Raw genomic sequence first — 17,029 nt, 5'->3', positions numbered from 1 at the left:
GTAGCGTGGACATGGTTGTAATTTAGAGCAGTGGCTGCAGAGTATACCAAAGTAGTAGAAGTCCGACACCAACAAAGAGCACTGCCGCTCCGGCACGTTCTCTGGCTGCGCCGTTGCGCCCTTTGTCTGAAATGTAGAACCGTCGACCGGTACTGTCCCTCACAACGTACTCAGTCTCTCCGTCGGTGTCTGTTGCAGTTCCAACAACAAATAGCGAATCACCAGTTGTGACCGTGGCTTCGTAGTACCGACGATCAGCCTGCGTCGGTCCGGACTCGGTACTCGGTACTTTCGGATATGCCGGTGTTCGCTCAGGGATATCGTGAGTCTCCTCGAACTGCTGAATCTCCGGTGGGACATCTTCTTCAACGGCAACCGTTTCCTGCGGGGACTCGAGTCCCGAGAGATTGAATTCGGTCTCGAGGAATTGTTGTTCCCCGCGGATGTCGATTGTAATTGCACCACTCCCATCGGTGAGTTCGAACGGTGTCGTGACATAATTCTCTGCTTGCTCGGTCCAGCCACTGTTTTGACCGAACTCATGTCCGAAGAACTCCTCAACGCGCCAAGTCGCAAGGACGCACGTTTCACCACTCAGTGGTGCTGTGGTTGTCCTGAGGCCACCGGTCTCGTCCTGTTTTGCTTGGACCGTCCCCTCAAGAGCGACAGTATCGCCGTCGGTGATATCCTGAATCTGTTGTGCATCGGGATTAGTCATCATAATCCGTTGGCGGAATAAAATACCTGCCTGCCAGAGAAATCCGATCCCAAACACCCCAGCAGTGAGATGGATGATCGTCGCGATCGGTCCAGAATACATTATCAATGTCGTCTAATGCTTGGACAAAAAAACATTCGGCGAGGTGTGGATTCGTTCACGTACGCCACTACATGTCGGCGGCGCAGATCGATCTGCGTCGCGTTCGGCCGAGGAGAAGACGAACTATGGACCCCCCGTATTGGAGTCTTTCCTCGAGGCTGTCAGAGAAAAGTACACACCTGACGTATAGCGGTCTCTGGCAAGAGTCACACCTCTTTCGGACGCGATGTCCGGCACGCAACCCGCCAATCACTCGCCTCACTCCGATCATAACAAAGGTTCGATACGTTCTCGTGGTAGGCAGTGACAACCAAGCTGCCGGCTGCGCTTACCGGCCGACGGCCCGTCCGTGTCGTACCCCTTGAACTGTGTTACCGTCTTGCGAACAGTCAGCGCGTTTTACGTTCGTCGAACCCGAACACCGAGACGACGACACCCCCAATGAGCTCGAGAGTGACGTTCGGCACGCTCAAGCGGATCGGCGCGATCCTGATCGCGATCGCGATCGTCATCGCTGCCGGTATCCTCGTCGGGCAGGCACCCGCCATCTTCGGCGTCGAGGAACCACCAGAGGCGTCGATCACGTTCGACGACCAGCGGGGCAACGGCACCAGCGTCACGATCCAGGAGGTGACCCTCTCGGACGGCGGCTACGTCGTCATCACCGACGGCGGTGACGAGCCGCTTGCCGTCTCCGACCGACTCGAGTCCGGCACCCACGAGAACGTGACCATCGAGCGCGAGGACGACGCGTCCCGCGAACTCGTCGGGCAGCTCACCGCGACGGTCCATCAGGACACGTCCAACCAGGAAGGATACGCCTACGAGGCCACTGACGGCGAAGAAGACCAGCCCTATCTCGAGGACGGGTTCCCGGTTAGCGACACCGCGACGGTGTTGAGCGGTGACAGCGCGGGCAGCAACTCGTTCGTCGTCGAATCGAGCGACGTACCGTCGTCAGCGACAACCAACGAGACGATCTCGGTGAGCGCCCGGATCCGCAACCCGACCGAGTTCCAGTCCCAACAGCCCGTCGAGGTCCGAATCGACGGGGCGGTCTTCGCCCGTCAGGTGTTCGAACTCGAGCCCGGCGAAGTCAGGAACGTGACCTTCGAGACGGAGACCAACGGCGCGCCACCCGGCAACCAGTCGATCGGCGTCTACACCGACGACGACGGCGAACTCAGTCGGATCGACCTCGAGTTCCACACCGAGCCGAGCGTCGCAGTCGAGGCCGCGAGCAACGAGAGCGTGACCGTCACCACGGCGATTCCAGAGGAGGGGTTCGTCGCACTCGAGCGGGATGGGTCAGTCGTTGGGACGAGCGAGCGACTCGAGCCCGGCGAGCACGACAACGTCACCGTCGACGTAGACGACGACGTCTCGTTCGACGCGGACGACGAACTGACGGCGACCCTCTACGCGGGCGATCCCGGTGACGTCGAGTCGGCGTCGCCGATCGAGTTCGAGGGCGAGTCGATACAGACGTTGTTCACGTTCGGCGCCGTCGCCGACGAGTCCGACGACGGTGACGAGTAACCGACCGATTCTTACCCGCCCCGATCCTAGCCGCTGGCGATGGACGCGCCGCTGTGGACCGAAACCCACGCCCCGGAGCTGGCCGAGTTGCCACAGGACGACGCCCGCGAGTACCTCGAACGGGCCGTCGCAGAGCCGATCAACCTCCTCTTGCAGGGTCCGCCGGGCAGCGGGAAGACGGCCGCAGCGCGCGCACTGGCCCGCGAGGCCCACGACGATCCGGACAACGACTTCGTCGAGATCAACGTCGCCGACTTCTTCGGCCGGACCAAAACCGAGATCAAGAACGACCCGCGGTTCGAGCACTTCCTCGTCGGCCGCTCGTCGATGTCGAAACGGGACATGATCAACCACGTCCTCAAAGAATCCGCGAGCTATGCACCCGTCTCAGGTGGGTACACCACGATCTTGCTCGACAACGCCGAGAACGTCCGCGAAGACTTCCAGCAGGCGTTGCGCCGGATTATGGAACAACACCACCGGACGACCCAGTTTATCATCGCGACCCGCCAGCCCACCAAGCTCATTCCGCCGATCCGCTCGCGGTGTTTCCCCGTCTCGTTCCCGTCGCCGACCAGCGGAGAGATCGTGACCGTCCTCGAGCGGATCGTCGAGCGCGAAGGCGTCGAGTACGACGCCGACGGCCTCGAGTTCGTTGCCGGCTACGCGGACGGCAACCTCCGGCAGGCGATCCTGGCAGCCCAGACGACTGTCGAGGACGCGGGCGAACTCACGATGAGCGCGGCCTACGAGACGCTCGGCGAGGTCGGCCTCGAGGACGAGATCGAGTCGATGCTCGACGACGCCGAGGCTGGCCAGTTCACCGATGCCCGGTCGACGCTCGACGACCTGCTCGTCGACGAGGGGCTCGACGGCACCGAGGTGCTCGAGTCGATCCTCAGCGTGGCCCGCAAGCGCTATCAGGGCGCAGAGTTAGCCCGGATTCACCGGCTCGCCGCCGATGTCGAGTTCGAACTCCACGAAGGAACCAGCGACCGGATTCACGTCTCACACCTGTTGGCCGAACTGGGTCGCGATGCCGATTAGGACAGCGTGACCGAAGCACCTTTCTCCGCGCTGTGGGTGGACACGTTGTATGCCAACGGTTCGTGAGACGCATATCGAGAACCGCTTTCCCGTGCAGCCAAACCACGCGAACAGCTACGGGACGCTCCACGGCGGCACCCTGATGAAGTGGCTCGACGAGGTCGCCGGCATGGCAGCGATGCGATTCGCCGGCGAGACCTGCGTCACTGCCCAGGTCAACAGCCTCGCGTTCGAACGCCCGATCCAGATCGGCGACACGGCGCTGGTCGAGGCCTACGTCTACGATGCGGGGAAAACGAGCGTCCACGTCGCGTTGCAGGCCCGACGCGAGAATCCGCTCACCGGCGAGACCGAAAAGACGACCGAGTCGTCGTTTACATTCGTGGCGATCGACGAGGACGGCTCGCCGGTTCCGGTTCCCGATCTCAGTGTCGAAACGGACGAAGGGGAACGGCTCCGTCAGCGAGCGCTCGAGGCCGATTACTGACGGCTCTCCCCCTCTTCGAGCACCATAACGTACCGCGTCAGCGATCGATGCACACGGCGGTCGAAGACCGACTCGATCTCCCAGCCGGCCGCCCGGGCCTCGCCTGCCCACGACCGATCGGCGACCACGACTGCCCGTGAGGCTACCCGCCGAGCCTCGCTGAGCGCACCCGCGACGAGGTCCTCGAGCCGATGGGTGTCGATCTTCGACTGGCGGCCGTAGGGAGCGTCGAAGACGACGAAGTCGACCGCGTCGTCGGCGAGCGGGAGTCGAGTCGCGTCGCCGCGGCCGACGTGCCACGTTCCGCGGTCGCTGCCGGTCGGCGAGGGCTCGTCGCGTGCGAGGAAGTGCCGTAAGTTCGTCCGCGCGCCGTCGGCCATCTTCGCCTGTGCGTCGGTACCGATCACGTCCGCGCCGACGAGTCCGGCCTCGACGAGGACGCCACCGGTACCACACATCGGATCGAGGATCGTCGTCCCCGGCCGCGCACCGGCGATGTTCGCGACGGCGCGTGCGAGCAGCGGATCCATACTGCCAGGCTGGAAGAAGGGCTTGTCCGTGGGTGCGCGGGACCCGAAGTCGCGGACGCTCTCGGCCGTGAGCCAACCAAGTGCACAGACGGAGACCGTCTCGCCTGCGGAGGCGTCGCCGTCGTCCTCGAGCGACTCGCGGACGCCACCGTCGTCGCTCTCCTCGAGCGTCCCCGCGGAAAAGACGGCCCGCAGGAGGTGGTCGGGGTCGTCGAGATCCACTGTGAACCCGCGATTAACCAGGATTTGCCCCAGCTCGCGTTCCGCGCGCTCGGTACTCACACCGCTCGAGCCGTGGATGTCGGTCGCTCGCACCGCGACCGTTCCCTTCCGCTCGATCGGGGCGGCCTCGAGCACGGCGCGGGCACTTGCGAGATCGGCGTCGCCCCGGCCGACGAGGTCGCTAGCACGATGGGTGTAGGCGAGTCCGCGGATGCGCTCGGGGACGACCGCGTCGGCGACGGCGAGGCCGGGTGCGATCCGGTCGACGCCTGCCGCGGCGCTCGCCGCTTCGCGGGCCGCGAACGCATCGTCCTCGCCGCCTAACTCGAGCAGGTACACGGTCGATGGTGGCCCGCCCGCACCTATGAGGCTGCCGTTTTCCCGGCTCGATGCCAATCATATATACCGGATATATCAGGTGGCGGCACCAACCTTTATAAACCTTAAATACGTCTTTTTAAGCGACTAATGACGGATCCGAAGGACACCATCAACATCGAAAACGTGGTGGCGTCGACCGGTATTGGACAGGAACTCGACCTCCAGAGCGTTGCAATGGACCTCGAGGGTGCCGATTATGACCCCGAGCAGTTCCCCGGTCTCGTCTACCGAACTCAGAATCCCAAATCCGCCGCGTTGATCTTCCGGTCGGGGAAGATCGTCTGTACCGGCGCGAAAAGCACCGACGACGTCCACGAGAGCCTGCGGATCGTCTTCGACAAGCTTCGTGAACTCCAGATTCAGGTCAACGAAGACCCCGAAATCGTCGTCCAGAACATCGTTACCTCGGCCGACCTGGGTCGTAACCTCAACCTGAACGCGATCGCGATCGGGCTCGGCCTCGAGAACATCGAGTACGAACCCGAGCAGTTCCCGGGGCTCGTCTACCGCCTCGATGAACCCGAAGTCGTCGCCTTGCTGTTCGGATCGGGCAAACTCGTCATCACCGGCGGGAAAAAGCCCGAAGACGCCGAACACGCCGTCGACAAGATCGTCTCCCGGCTCGAGGATCTGGGGCTGCTCGAGTAACACGGACTCCCCTTCGTCAGTGCCAGCGCGACCGCGAGCAGTCCCGCGGTCTCGCCGGTCACTCGTGACAGCAGACCGTACAACCTCGTCCGGATCGGGTTCGCTCGAGTCGACGCCACCAGCGCAGTCCGTTCATACTGCCGGCCACGACGGTGCTGCTCCCGGTCACACGCGAGCCACCGTCGCCGGCCCAAGAAGCGACGGACGCGATCGAACCTTTCTGGCCCGCATTCGACAGAGTCAGCGACGGATCGCCGGTACTCGACTGTCGTCGATCTCGTCCCGGTAACCTCTCGTTTTGCTACCAATCGAGAGTGATGACGTACTGCTACTCGTGATCGTATTCGAGTACCGTTCTTGTCGGATTCAGCACTAATCATATGAATAATCGTCGCTTTAGTCGGATTACCGATCGTTCATTCCGGCCGGAGAACGGCTGACTCGCCTGAATCGGACCACATTCATCGAAACGACCGACTCCGTTTATCCGGTATCTCGTCGCTGACTCTCACGTGCCCATGACGATCCACTCTGATCGATCGCTCGCCGTTTCGGATCGATTTCACCTCGGTAACGACGGCGTGATCGATCGTCGTTCGCTCCCACGCGAGACGATCGACCGTATCGTCGACAACGACCGTCGGCGTGGGGTGCTTCGCTGCGTGCTTGCGGCCGACGACCTGATTTCGGTCCAGCGGCTCGTCGCTCAACTCGCCGACGCCGAATACGATCCCACGGTCGGGACGCCGATCCACCAGCTCCGCCAGCGGATCCACGTCTCGCTGTGTCGGACGCATCTGCCGCTGCTCGAGGAACACGACGTCGTGCGCTACGACCGGGCGCAAAGCCTCGTCGGGCCAGCGGTAAACGTCTCGGCGTTCGAATCCCTGCTCGAATCCGAGTCGCTCGAGCAGTCGGTCGCATAAAACAATCCGCGCCGCGCTCGCCCGTGATTACTCGACGAGCCGCTCGATCTCGGTCACCAAAATATCGCTCGCGCCGGCCGCTTTGACCTCCGTAATCGTCTCGAAGACGTCCGTCTCGTTGACGACGGCGTGTACCGCGACCTTCCCGTCCGCGTCCGTTTCGTCGGCGATATCCATGACCGTCGGTCCGCCAAGGCCAGGGATGACGTCACGGACGTCGTCGAGTCGATCCCGCGGCACGTTCATCATCAGGTAGCGCTTGCCCTCGGCGTGTTTGACCGAGGACAGCGCAGTCCTGACCTCCCCGACTTTCGGTTCATCGAGGACGTCGTCGCGGCCGAACAGCCGCACCGAACTCGAGAGGACCTCGTCGACGACGGCCAGTCGATTCATTTTCAGCGTGGTGCCGGTGCTCGTAATGTCGACGATGGCGTCGGCCATCTCGACGTGCGGGGTAAGCTCCGTCGCGCCCGAGACCTCGACGATCTCGGGTTCGACGCCGGTGTCGGCGAAGAAATCGGCGGTGATGTTCGGGAACTCGGTGGCGACGATCTTACCCGCCAGATCGTCGACGGACTCGATGTCCCCGTCTTCGGGCGCTGCGAGAACGAGCCGGCAGCGCCCGAACTCGAGGTCGAGCAACTCTTCGACGTTGTCCACGCGGGCCTCACAGACCTGATCGAAGCCGGTGATACCCAGGTCGGCCGCGCCGTCGGCGACGTACTCCGGGATGTCGGCCGCACGGGCGAACAACACGGTGACGTCGGGATCGACCGTATCGGCGTAGAGTTTCCGGTCGGCTCCGTTCTCGAGATGGAGCCCCGCCCGCTCGAGAAGGTCGATCGTCGGCTCGTGCAGGCGGCCCTTGTTGGGAACGGCGATTCGCATATGACCAGTGTTGAATCGCGGTGGGGAATTGTCTTTTCATCCGGGCAAACGGTCGCGCTTGGCTTCGTGCCCGGAAGAAGCCTGCCCTACTTCCTTGACGTGTGACGTCGTATCGGCCGAACAAGACCGTCGATGGACGACCACGACCGCCGAACCGAAGCGCACCCAGAGTCCGCCGATACCGACAGTCATGGCGACCACGAGCAGTCGGACCAGGTCGAGCGGTCGCTCCTTGAGGACGAGGCCGACGACCCCGAGCGGGGCCGGGAGGCGATTCGCGACCGACAGGAACATAGGACGGACCACAGCGGGCACGCCGCTGGCGACGGTCACGATGGTCACGGTGGCGGCCATGACCATGGTGGCGGCATGCACGCTGGCCACGAAACGATGTTTCGGCGGCGGTTCGTCATCTCGACGCTGCTCTCGATACCCGTCCTCCTGTACAGCGAGACGCTGCAGGCGTGGCTCGGCTTTTCGGTCCCGGCGTTCCCCGGCAGCGAGTGGCTCTCCCCCGTCTTCGCGGTGATCGTCTTCGCCTACGGTGGTGTTCCCTTCCTCCGGATGGCCGTGCCGGAACTGCGCGAGCGCGCGCCCGGGATGATGACGCTCATTTCGATGGCGATCACCGTCGCGTTCGGCTACAGCCTCGCCAGCATCGTCGTGCCGACTCAGTCGGCCTTCTTCTGGGAACTCGTCACGCTGATCGACATCATGCTGCTGGGCCACTGGATCGAGATGCGCAGCATCCGGCGGGCCTCGAGCGCGCTGGACGAACTGGCGAAGCTCATGCCCGACACTGCCGAGCGGATCACCAATGATGGGGATGTCGAGGAGGTTCCGGCGACCGACCTCGCGGAGGGGGATCTCGTGCTCGTCAGACCCGGCGCGAGCGTGCCAGCTGACGGTGTTATCGAGGAGGGCGACTCGGACGTCGACGAGTCGATGATCACCGGCGAGTCGACGCCGGTTTCGAAGGACCCCGGCGACGAGGTGATCGGCGGGACGGTCAACGGCGACGGCAGCCTTCGGGTACGGATCAGCGCGACCGGCGAAGAGACGACGTTGGCCGGCATCATGCGCCTCGTCGAGGAGGCCCAGGAGAGCGAATCACGAACGCAGGCGCTCGCCGATCGCGCTGCGGGCTGGCTGTTCTACGTCGCCCTCGGCGCGGCCGTCGTTACGGCCATCGCGTGGACAGTCGCGACGGGCTTCGATTCGGCGGTGATCGAGCGGGTCGTCACCGTCCTCGTCATCGCCTGTCCGCACGCCCTCGGGCTGGCGATTCCGCTGGTCGTCGCGATCAACACCTCGCTGGCCGCGCGCAACGGGATGCTCGTTCGGGATCGGATCGCTATGGAGCAGGCTCGCGACCTCGACACCGTCGTCTTCGACAAGACCGGCACGCTCACCGAGGGCGAGCAGGGCGTCGTCGATATCGCGACCGTCGACGGCGTCTCCGAACCGGACGCCCTCGAGCTCGCGGCGACCGTGGAGGGCGACTCGGAACACATGATCGCTCGAGCAATCCGCAACGCTGCCGACGAACGCGGCGTCGACCGACGGACTGCCTCCGACTTCGAGGCGCTGAAGGGCAAGGGCGTTCGCGCGACCGTCGATGGCGAGCGGATTCACGTCGGCGGCCCGAATCTCCTCTCGGACCTCGAGGGCGAGGTCCCCATCGAACTCGAGCGGTTCGCCGAGCGGGCCGGTAAGAACGCACGGACGGTTGTCTACCTCCTCCGCGACGAGAGACCAGTCGCCGCGTTCGCGCTCGCGGACGTGATCCGCGAGGAGAGCTACCGGGTCGTCGACGCGCTTCACGAGTTGGGACTCGAGGTGGCGATGCTGACCGGCGATTCCGAAGACGTCGCTCGCGCGGTCGCGGCCGACCTCGGGATCGATACGGTCTTCGCCGAGGTATTGCCCGAGGACAAAGACGAGAAGATAACCGAGTTACAGGAACAGGGCAGGTTGGTCGCGATGGTCGGCGACGGTGTCAACGACGCACCGGCACTCACGAGAGCCGACATCGGCATCGCGATCGGGAGCGGAACTGACGTCGCCGTCCAGTCGGCGGACATCATCCTCGTGCAGAACAACCCGATGGACGTGGTTCGACTCGTGACGCTGAGTCGCGCAAGCTACCGGAAGATGCAAGAGAACCTCGTCTGGGCGGCGGGCTACAACGTCTTCGCACTCCCGCTGGCGGCCGGGGTCCTCGCACCCATTGGAATCCTCCTCTCGCCAGCCGTCGGCGCGCTGCTGATGTCGCTCAGTACGGTGATCGTCGCGATCAACGCGCAGTTCCTCCGGCGGGTCGATCTCTCGGTGCCTGACCTGCCGGGCGTCACCGCGCCGGCCGAGTCGCGACCGGCTGATTAATTGGTCCCACCACGCCGGGCGCCCGGCGAGCCACAGTCCAACTCTGAACTCGCGGCACAATTTTTATTGTCGGTCGCCGGCCAGAAACACCGCTGGAAACAGCCGATCCACAGCCAGCGCCTGCTCGAGAATCCGCGGAAACGGCCGCCAATCGGGATCGGCGACCGCAGTCGGACCGCGTGTCATCGTCGTTTTGTTATCGGTCCCGCTCGAGCGCCTCCCGGCGCTGCTCGTACTCCTCGTCGCTTACCTCGCCGCGGGCGTACGCGAGGCGCAGTTCCTCGAGCGCCCGGTCCGAGTCGCCGTCCGACCCCGCGATCGTCCGGTAGAGGAGATAGCCGGCACCGATGATGGCGGCGACGAACAGCAGTTGCATCAGGACGCCGACGAGGGGTAGCCAGCCGGGTGCCGTGCCGCCACCCCATGTTCCGTGGCCCCACATGCCGCCCATCATCGGCCCGAAGCCCATCATTCCGAACCCCATGAAGACTGTTGGTAGCAGGACGAGGACGCCGATGGCTATGAGGGCGATCGTGACGAGTCGCGTGTCGTGTGTGTCTGTTGCCATGTTCATTCACCGGCGACGGAGCGTCCCGTCCCCATGTAAACTGACGGCGTCCCGACTCAATGCAGTTCTCCCTTCGAATCCAATGTCCGTCCACAATCACTGTGGCGGTCCGTCCATCACGAACTGCGACGACGACCGAATCTACGCAGTCGGTAGTGCGTGCCGTATACCGCCAGTTCGTCGGCGTCAGTCCGGCAACTGCCACCGCGTTCCCTCACGTCTCGGACGCCACAATCGATGTCGTCCCGACGCGCTGTGCCGTCGGTCGCGTTATTCCACTCCTATCCGATGCCTGGGTGCCCGTCTACTTTCGAGTTAATGCTTTGCGATGGGGCTGACACAGTTTTCTGAAGAACAATCGCAATAGCCACGCTCGCCGTTAGACTACGTATGGAGCCGACGCTCCTCGAGGGGGTTTTCGAGTCACTCCGGATCGGGCTCGGGTTCCTCTGGACGGCAGCCTGGGCGATCATCATGGGGCTCACGATTACGAGCCTCGTGCAGGTGTACGTCTCGAAGGAGCGAATGGCGCGGGTACTCGGGGACGACGACCTCTCGAGTCTCGCGATGGCGACGGCGTTCGGCACGGCAAGTAGCGGGTGTAGCTTCGGCGCGGTCGCTATCGGCAAGGGACTGTTCGCGAAAGGCGCACACGCGGTGAATATCCTCGCGTTCATGTTCGCCTCGACGAACCTCATCGTCGAGCTCGGCCTGATGATCCTGATCCTGCTGGGCTGGGAGTTCCTCGTCGCGGAACTGCTCGGTGGGCTCGTCCTTATCGCAGTCATGGCGCTCATCGTCCGGCTGACGCTCCCGGAGACGCTGTTCGACGACGTTCGTGCGGAACTCACACGGCGCGAGCACGACCACAGCGCCATGGTGGACCCGACGTGTGGGATGGAGGGCTCTGACGAACACACGATCATCACTGACGGCGGCGAGACGCTGCAGTTCTGTTCTGAGGGTTGCCGAGAGACCTATCGACAGCAGACAGCGGGCAGCGGCACGTGGAACGACGACCTCCGCTCATGGGGTGGCTGGTACAAACTCGGGAACCAGTACCGCAAAGAGTGGTCGATGATCTGGACGGACGTCGTCGCTGGCTTTCTCATCTCGGGGTTCGTGATCGTGTTCGTCCCCCAGTGGATCTGGAACGCGCTGTTTCTCGAGGGCGATAGTCTCCTGGTCACCGCCGAAAACGCGATCATGGGCGTCACGATCGCCGTCATCAGTTTCGTCGGGAGCATGGGAAACGTCCCGTTCGCCGTCGCGCTCTGGGGCGGCGGCATTAGCTTCGCCGGCGTCATCGCGTTCGTCTACGCCGATCTCATCACGATTCCGGTGTTGAACGTCTACCGGAAGTACTACGGCTGGGCGGTCATGCTCTACATCCTCGGCGTCTTCTTCGTGACGATGGCCTTCACCGGGTTTCTCATGGAGTTGCTCTTCGACGCGCTCGGAATCATCCCGAATCTGGCCGGCGGCGAGACGGCGACCGAGCAGACGTACTTCGCGGTCGACTACACCTTCTATCTCAACCTCGTCGCGTTCGGGCTCTCCGGCGTTCTCCTGTACGTCTACCGCCGCGGGCTCGGCGCACCCGGGCAGTACCGCGATCCGGTGTGTGGGATGCGTACCGATGACGACGGTCCGAGCGCCACACACGACGGCGAGACCTACTACTTCTGTTCGGGCACCTGTAAACGCGCGTTCGAGGACGCACCTGCCGAGTTCGCGGACACCCCACCGCGCATTTCGGATATCGACCAGTCACACGAGCATCACTGAGACGGACGGCTGTCAGCCAGTGCCGGCACACCCTGGATGGTCGCGGGTGCGCGGGACGAGAGCTCCTATACCGCTGAAAAACGAGTACGTCGGTCGCCAACCTCGAGACCGCGCCTACGCCGACGCGTCGTAGCCGGCCGCCTCGACCGCGTCGATGAGAGCGGTGATCTCTGCGTCGCCCTCGACAGTTGCCTGCGCTGCCTCCCGATCGACGGCGACCGACTGCACGCCCTGAACGTCCTCGAGGGCCTCTTCGACGCTCTGTTCGCAGTGTTCACAGGACAGTCCCTCGACGGTGATCGTCTGATGCATACGTTCGTGTACGGTTGACCTATCTTTGTACATTACTAATTTGGATCCGTAGTAGAATCTACCCGAAACTTTCGATCCCAAAGTAGCGGTCGTCACGCTCTTCGCTCTCGAGCCCCAACCGGTGGTATGCGTGACCTCGACGAAACCGACATGGAGATTCTGCGATTGCTGACCGAGAACGCGCGCCGACCCTACAGCGAGATCGCTGACGTGGTCGGCCTCTCCGGACCTGCCGTCTCCGACCGCGTCGAGCGCCTCGAGGAGGCGGGTGTCATCAACGGCTTCACCGTCGACGTCGACCAGTCACAGCTTCGGGCGGGTGTCCCGGTGTTCATCCGGGCGACCGTTCCCCCAGGTGCCGTCGGTGAGTGCAAGGCAGCGCTCGTCGACGCCGACGCGGTCGAACACGTGTTCGTCACCGCCGACGGCGACTGCTGGTTCTACGCGCGCGCACAGCTCCAGCGAGTCCACGAGTGGCTCGAGGGACTGTTTCCGGTCGACGGCGTCGACTACGACGTAACGCTGATCGACGACGCCGAATGGACGCCGTCGCTGGACGGCACCGCGTTCGCGCTCACCTGCGCGGAGTGTGGCAACACCGTCGACAGCGAGGGCGAGTCGACCCGCATCGACGGTGAGGTGTATCACTTCTGTTGTCCGTCCTGTCGAGGCCGGTTCGAAGAGCGGTACGATCGGCTCGAGGCGGACGCGTAATACCCCTCGACGAAGCCGGTCGCATGCGTGCGGCCGTCCCCAGGTGACGGCCCCGAAGTCGCGACCGGCGTCACGTCGTTCTGTCCGGCAGTATGAGTTACGACTCGAAAGAAATCACGGCCCGAAACTTTGCGTTCTGACCAGTAAAGAGGGTAAGTCACCACCCCCTAGTGGTTATCAATGAGTACCCGGACCGCACACCTGGACATCCGGGGCATGAGTTGTGCGAACTGTTCGCAATCGATCAACAATGCCCTGGAGTCCACAGACGGCGTACACGAGGCGAGTATCAACTTCGCCACCGACGAGGGAACCGTCGAATACGACCCCGAACAGGTGTCGCTCGCCGACATCTACGAGACGATCGACGACGCCGGCTACCACGCCGAGCGTGCCAGCCGGTCGATCGGCATCACCGACATGAGCTGTGCGAACTGCGCCGAGGCCAACGAGACGGCACTCGAGTCCGTCCCCGGCGTCATCGACGTGGAGGTCAACTACGCGACCGACGAGGCCCAGGTCGAGTACAACCCCGTCGACGCCTCGCTCGAGGATCTCTACGCGGCCATCGAGAACGCAGGCTACATGCCCGTCCGCGAGGAGGACGGCGGCGACAGCGAAGGGCAGTCGGATCAGGAGCGCCGCGACGCGGCGCGACAGGCCGAGATCCGCAAGCAGCTTCGGCTGACCCTCTTCGGTGCCGTCCTCTCGGCCCCGTTCCTGTTCTTCCTCGCGAACCGGTTCCTGCTCGGCGGGGAACTGCTGCCCGAGACGGTCTTCGGCGTGAGCTTCGGCTGGGTCGAGTTCCTGCTCGCAACGCCGGTCTACATCGTCCTCGGCCGCGAGTTCCTCGCGAACTCGTATACCGCGATCGTAAAAAACCGGACCGCCAACATGGACGTGCTGATCGCGCTGGGCTCGTCGACGGCCTACATTTACAGCCTGATCGTCCTGCTTGGTCTGCTCGCGGGGAACCTCTACTTCGACACCGCCGCGATGATCCTCGTGTTCATCACGCTGGGTAACTACCTCGAGGCCCGCTCGAAGGGCCAGGCCGGCGATGCCTTGCGGAAACTCCTCGAGATGGAGGCCGAGACGGCCACGCTGGTCGACGACGATGGAACTGAGCGTGAGGTGCCACTCGAGGACGTCGCGGTCGGCGACCGCATGAAGGTCCGGCCGGGCGAGAAGATCCCGACCGACGGCGTCGTCGTGGACGGCCAGTCCGCGGTCGACGAGTCGATGGTGACCGGCGAGTCCGTCCCCGTCGAGAAAGAGGACGGCGACGAGGTGATCGGCTCGACGATCAACGAGAACGGCGTGCTGGTCGTCGAGGCGACGAAAGTCGGTGAGGACACGGCGTTGCAGGGGATCGTCCAGACGGTCAAGGAAGCTCAGGCGCGCCAGCCGGAGATCCAGAACCTCGCGGATCGCATCTCGGCGTACTTCGTCCCTGCGGTCATCCTCAACGCGACGTTCTGGGGCCTGATCTGGTATCTCTTCCCCGAGGCGCTGGCCGGCTTCGTCGGTGCGCTCCCGCTGTGGGGGCTCGTCGGCGGCGGTCCAGCCGCCATCTCGGCGTTCGAGTTCGCGATCGTCGTCTTCGCCTCGGCCGTCCTGATCGCCTGTCCCTGTGCGCTCGGGCTGGCGACCCCCGCCGCGACGATGGTCGGCTCCACCCTGGGCGCACAGAACGGCGTCCTGTTCAAGGGCGGTGACGTCCTGGAGCGCGCAAAGGACGTCGACACCGTCGTCTTCGACAAGACCGGGACGCTGACGACCGGCGAAATGACGCTGACCGACGTGGTCGCTCTCGAGGGCGATCGGGCGGCGACTGACGGCGGCGATCCGGTGACCGACGGCGGCGCAGTGGCGACTCGAGCGCCGCTCGAGGGCGACGCGGTGCTCCGGCTCGCGGCCAGCGCCGAACGCAACAGCGAACACCCGCTCGCACAGGCGATCGTCGAGGGAGCCGAGGAACGCGGCCTCGACCTCACTTCCCCCGACGAGTTCGAAAACGTCCCCGGACAGGGCGTCCGGGCGATCGTCGAGGGTCGCGAGGTGCTGGTCGGGAATCGCCGGCTGCTCGAGGGGGCAGACGTCGACCCTGCGCCTGCAGCCGACGAGATGGAACGACTCGAGCGCGAGGGCAAGACCGCGATGTTGGTCGCAGTCGACGGCGCGGTCGCGGGTGTGGTCGCGGACGCCGACACGGTCAAGGAGAGTTCGGCCGACGCGGTCGCAGCCCTGCAGGACCGCGGCCTCGATGTCATGCTGATCACCGGCGACAACGAGCGGACGGCACGGGCCGTCGCCGAGCAGGTCGGGATCGACCCCAACAACGTCCGTGCGGGCGTCCTTCCCGAGGACAAGGCCGACGCGGTCGAGGACATTCAGTCCGGCAGTCGGAAGGCGATGATGGTCGGCGACGGCGTCAACGACGCACCCGCACTCGCGGTCGCGTACGTCGGCACCGCCATCGGCTCGGGGACGGACGTGGCCATCGAGGCGGCGGACGTGACGCTGATGCGTGACGACCCCCTCGACGTAGTGAAGGCGATCCGGATCTCGGAGGCCACGCTCGACAAGATCAAACAGAACCTCGTCTGGGCGCTGGGCTACAACACTGCGATGATCCCGCTTGCCTCGCTAGGGCTGCTCCAGCCGGTGCTCGCGGCCGGCGCGATGGCACTGTCGTCCGTGTCGGTCCTCTCCAACAGCCTGCTGTTCCGCCGGTACACGCCCGACCACGACTACCGACTGTTCGGGTGGCTTCGGCGCTGACCGGCTCGAGTCGACTACTTCTGCACTGCCGATCCGGTCGAAAACCCTCTTGGGCGGCAGCGAACGATTCAGCGCTGTGATGCTATGAGAAGCGCGTTCGTTTCCTCAGTTCTTCTGCGGCGGTTCTTCACCGGACTGCTGTCCCTGTTCGTTCTCCCGCTCTGCTTCGCTCTCGTCTTTCTGCTTGTCGATATCCTGAATCTCGACCTTGTCGCCGGTGCCGCTCTCGCTGATCACCGGCTTGAGGATGTACTTTCCGCTCTTGCCAGTCTTGTGGGGCGCGATGTCGTAGACGAAGTCGACCGACTCGTTGTTCCCGATGGTAAACGTCGTGTGTAACTGGAGCTTTTCGCTCGGCAGTTTCACTCGCGTCTCTGTCCCGTCGGTCAGGACACCCTCGGTGTCGCTGACGTAGATGAAGACCGTCTCGTACTCGCCGGCAGGCAGTTCGAACTCGTCGATCATGGACGCGTTCGCGCCTTTCAGCTCCGTGAGATCGACCGTCGTTTCGTTGACGTCGCGCTCGATCCAGTGCTCGTCGGACGCGCCGTCTCCGTCGCCATCCGTCTCGTCCGCTTCAGACTCCTTGCCGTCCGTCTCGGACTCAGATTCGGTTTCGTTGTTCAACTCGCTCTCACTGTCGGACTCGAGTTCTCCGTCGGTTTCGTTCGTCTCACCGTCGGTCTCGTTTGCCTCTCCATCCTTTTCGTTCGTCGCATCGGCGGTCACGCTGCCGGTCTTCTTGAACCCGACCTTCGTGATCGTCACGTTGAGGTGTTCGAAGTCGTCGATCGCGTTCGGTTCGTCGCTGACGTAGAACGCGGCCGTTCCCGTGCCGTCGCTCGAGTCCATCATCGAGGAGTCGTCAGTCGTCGCGTCAGTCCCCGGATCGCCGCCCATCCCGCCGGCACAGCCGGCAATGGCGACGAGGGCGGCCACCAGTACCAGTTGGATCGCGCGTCTGTTCATACCCGACCACAGTCACCTCCT

The 17,029-nt window shown here is 64.0% G+C and carries 16 protein-coding genes; 9 read left to right on the top strand and 7 right to left on the bottom strand.

All coding sequences use genetic code 11. The features are described from left to right. Positions 1-22: 22 nt before the first annotated feature. Positions 23-820 (bottom strand): GIDE domain-containing protein, encoded by a 798-nt coding sequence (locus ACFR99_RS16785; protein WP_390289736.1) that lies wholly within the window; start codon positions 818-820, stop codon positions 23-25. 441 nt (positions 821-1,261) lie between these two features. On the opposite strand from ACFR99_RS16785, the gene ACFR99_RS16780 reads away from it, so the two are divergent. The 3 genes from ACFR99_RS16780 to ACFR99_RS16770 are packed head-to-tail and all read left to right on the top strand — an operon-like array spanning position 1,262 to position 3,893. Next, the gene (locus ACFR99_RS16780) at positions 1,262-2,359 is read left to right on the top strand and encodes a DUF7282 domain-containing protein (RefSeq protein ID WP_390289734.1); all 1,098 of its coding nucleotides are present in this window, start codon (positions 1,262-1,264) and stop codon (positions 2,357-2,359) included. A gap of 39 nt (positions 2,360-2,398) precedes the next feature. Next, positions 2,399-3,406 (top strand): AAA family ATPase, encoded by a 1,008-nt coding sequence (locus tag ACFR99_RS16775; RefSeq protein WP_390289731.1) that lies wholly within the window; start codon positions 2,399-2,401, stop codon positions 3,404-3,406. A gap of 49 nt (positions 3,407-3,455) precedes the next feature. Next, entirely contained in the window at positions 3,456-3,893 is a 438-nt protein-coding gene (locus tag ACFR99_RS16770) for an acyl-CoA thioesterase (protein ID WP_390289729.1), read from the top strand. Here ACFR99_RS16770 and ACFR99_RS16765 read toward each other — a convergent pair. Beyond that, positions 3,887-4,984 (bottom strand): methyltransferase domain-containing protein, encoded by a 1,098-nt coding sequence (locus ACFR99_RS16765; protein WP_390289726.1) that lies wholly within the window; start codon positions 4,982-4,984, stop codon positions 3,887-3,889. The genes ACFR99_RS16770 and ACFR99_RS16765 overlap by 7 nt on opposite strands. 129 nt (positions 4,985-5,113) lie before the next feature. Here ACFR99_RS16765 and ACFR99_RS16760 point away from each other — a divergent pair, with 129 nt between their 5' ends. Both ACFR99_RS16760 and ACFR99_RS16755 read left to right on the top strand, forming a co-directional pair. After that, the gene (locus tag ACFR99_RS16760; protein ID WP_006671604.1) at positions 5,114-5,674 is read left to right on the top strand and encodes a TATA-box-binding protein; all 561 of its coding nucleotides are present in this window, start codon (positions 5,114-5,116) and stop codon (positions 5,672-5,674) included. A 518-nt stretch (positions 5,675-6,192) separates the two neighbouring features. Continuing rightward, entirely contained in the window at positions 6,193-6,600 is a 408-nt protein-coding gene (locus tag ACFR99_RS16755) for a DUF7344 domain-containing protein (protein WP_390289721.1), read from the top strand. A 27-nt stretch (positions 6,601-6,627) separates the two neighbouring features. On the opposite strand, the gene hisG is transcribed toward ACFR99_RS16755, so the two are convergent. Then, a complete protein-coding gene (gene hisG / locus ACFR99_RS16750) occupies positions 6,628-7,488 on the bottom strand; it encodes an ATP phosphoribosyltransferase (protein ID WP_390289718.1) in 861 nt (286 codons plus the stop codon). A 132-nt stretch (positions 7,489-7,620) separates the two neighbouring features. On the opposite strand from hisG, the gene ACFR99_RS16745 reads away from it, so the two are divergent. Further along, the gene (locus ACFR99_RS16745; RefSeq protein ID WP_390289715.1) at positions 7,621-9,873 is read left to right on the top strand and encodes a copper-translocating P-type ATPase; all 2,253 of its coding nucleotides are present in this window, start codon (positions 7,621-7,623) and stop codon (positions 9,871-9,873) included. Between the two features lie 63 nt (positions 9,874-9,936). Here the strand turns inward: ACFR99_RS16745 and ACFR99_RS16740 are convergent, their stop codons facing one another. Together ACFR99_RS16740 and ACFR99_RS16735 are read right to left on the bottom strand one after the other, a co-directional pair. Continuing rightward, a complete protein-coding gene (locus tag ACFR99_RS16740; RefSeq protein WP_390289712.1) occupies positions 9,937-10,059 on the bottom strand; it encodes a hypothetical protein in 123 nt (40 codons plus the stop codon). A 10-nt stretch (positions 10,060-10,069) separates the two neighbouring features. Continuing rightward, positions 10,070-10,441, bottom strand: a complete 372-nt coding sequence (locus ACFR99_RS16735) for an SHOCT domain-containing protein (RefSeq protein WP_390289709.1) — start codon at positions 10,439-10,441, stop codon at positions 10,070-10,072. Between the two features lie 390 nt (positions 10,442-10,831). Here ACFR99_RS16735 and ACFR99_RS16730 point away from each other — a divergent pair, with 390 nt between their 5' ends. Further along, a complete protein-coding gene (locus ACFR99_RS16730) occupies positions 10,832-12,229 on the top strand; it encodes a permease (protein ID WP_390289706.1) in 1,398 nt (465 codons plus the stop codon). 114 nt (positions 12,230-12,343) lie between these two features. Here ACFR99_RS16730 and ACFR99_RS16725 read toward each other — a convergent pair whose 3' ends face one another. After that, on the bottom strand, positions 12,344-12,541 hold the full coding sequence (locus ACFR99_RS16725) for a heavy-metal-associated domain-containing protein (RefSeq protein ID WP_390289703.1): 198 nt from the start codon (positions 12,539-12,541) through the stop codon (positions 12,344-12,346). 126 nt (positions 12,542-12,667) lie between these two features. Here ACFR99_RS16725 and ACFR99_RS16720 point away from each other — a divergent pair, with 126 nt between their 5' ends. Further along, the gene (locus ACFR99_RS16720) at positions 12,668-13,255 is read left to right on the top strand and encodes an AsnC family transcriptional regulator (RefSeq protein WP_390289700.1); all 588 of its coding nucleotides are present in this window, start codon (positions 12,668-12,670) and stop codon (positions 13,253-13,255) included. Positions 13,256-13,435: 180 nt separating this feature from the next. Beyond that, complete coding sequence (locus tag ACFR99_RS16715; protein WP_390289697.1) at positions 13,436-16,039, top strand: heavy metal translocating P-type ATPase; 2,604 nt, start codon at positions 13,436-13,438, stop codon at positions 16,037-16,039. A 105-nt stretch (positions 16,040-16,144) separates the two neighbouring features. Here ACFR99_RS16715 and ACFR99_RS16710 read toward each other — a convergent pair whose 3' ends face one another. Further along, positions 16,145-17,008, bottom strand: coding sequence for a DUF4382 domain-containing protein (locus tag ACFR99_RS16710; protein ID WP_390289694.1), 864 nt, complete (start codon positions 17,006-17,008; stop codon positions 16,145-16,147). Positions 17,009-17,029 lie beyond the last annotated feature (21 nt).

The sequence above is a fragment of the Haloarchaeobius amylolyticus genome, assembly GCF_042678045.1.
GTDB lineage: Archaea > Halobacteriota > Halobacteria > Halobacteriales > Natrialbaceae > Natrinema > Natrinema amylolyticus_A.
This window is presented reverse-complemented; position numbering and strand designations above follow the sequence as displayed.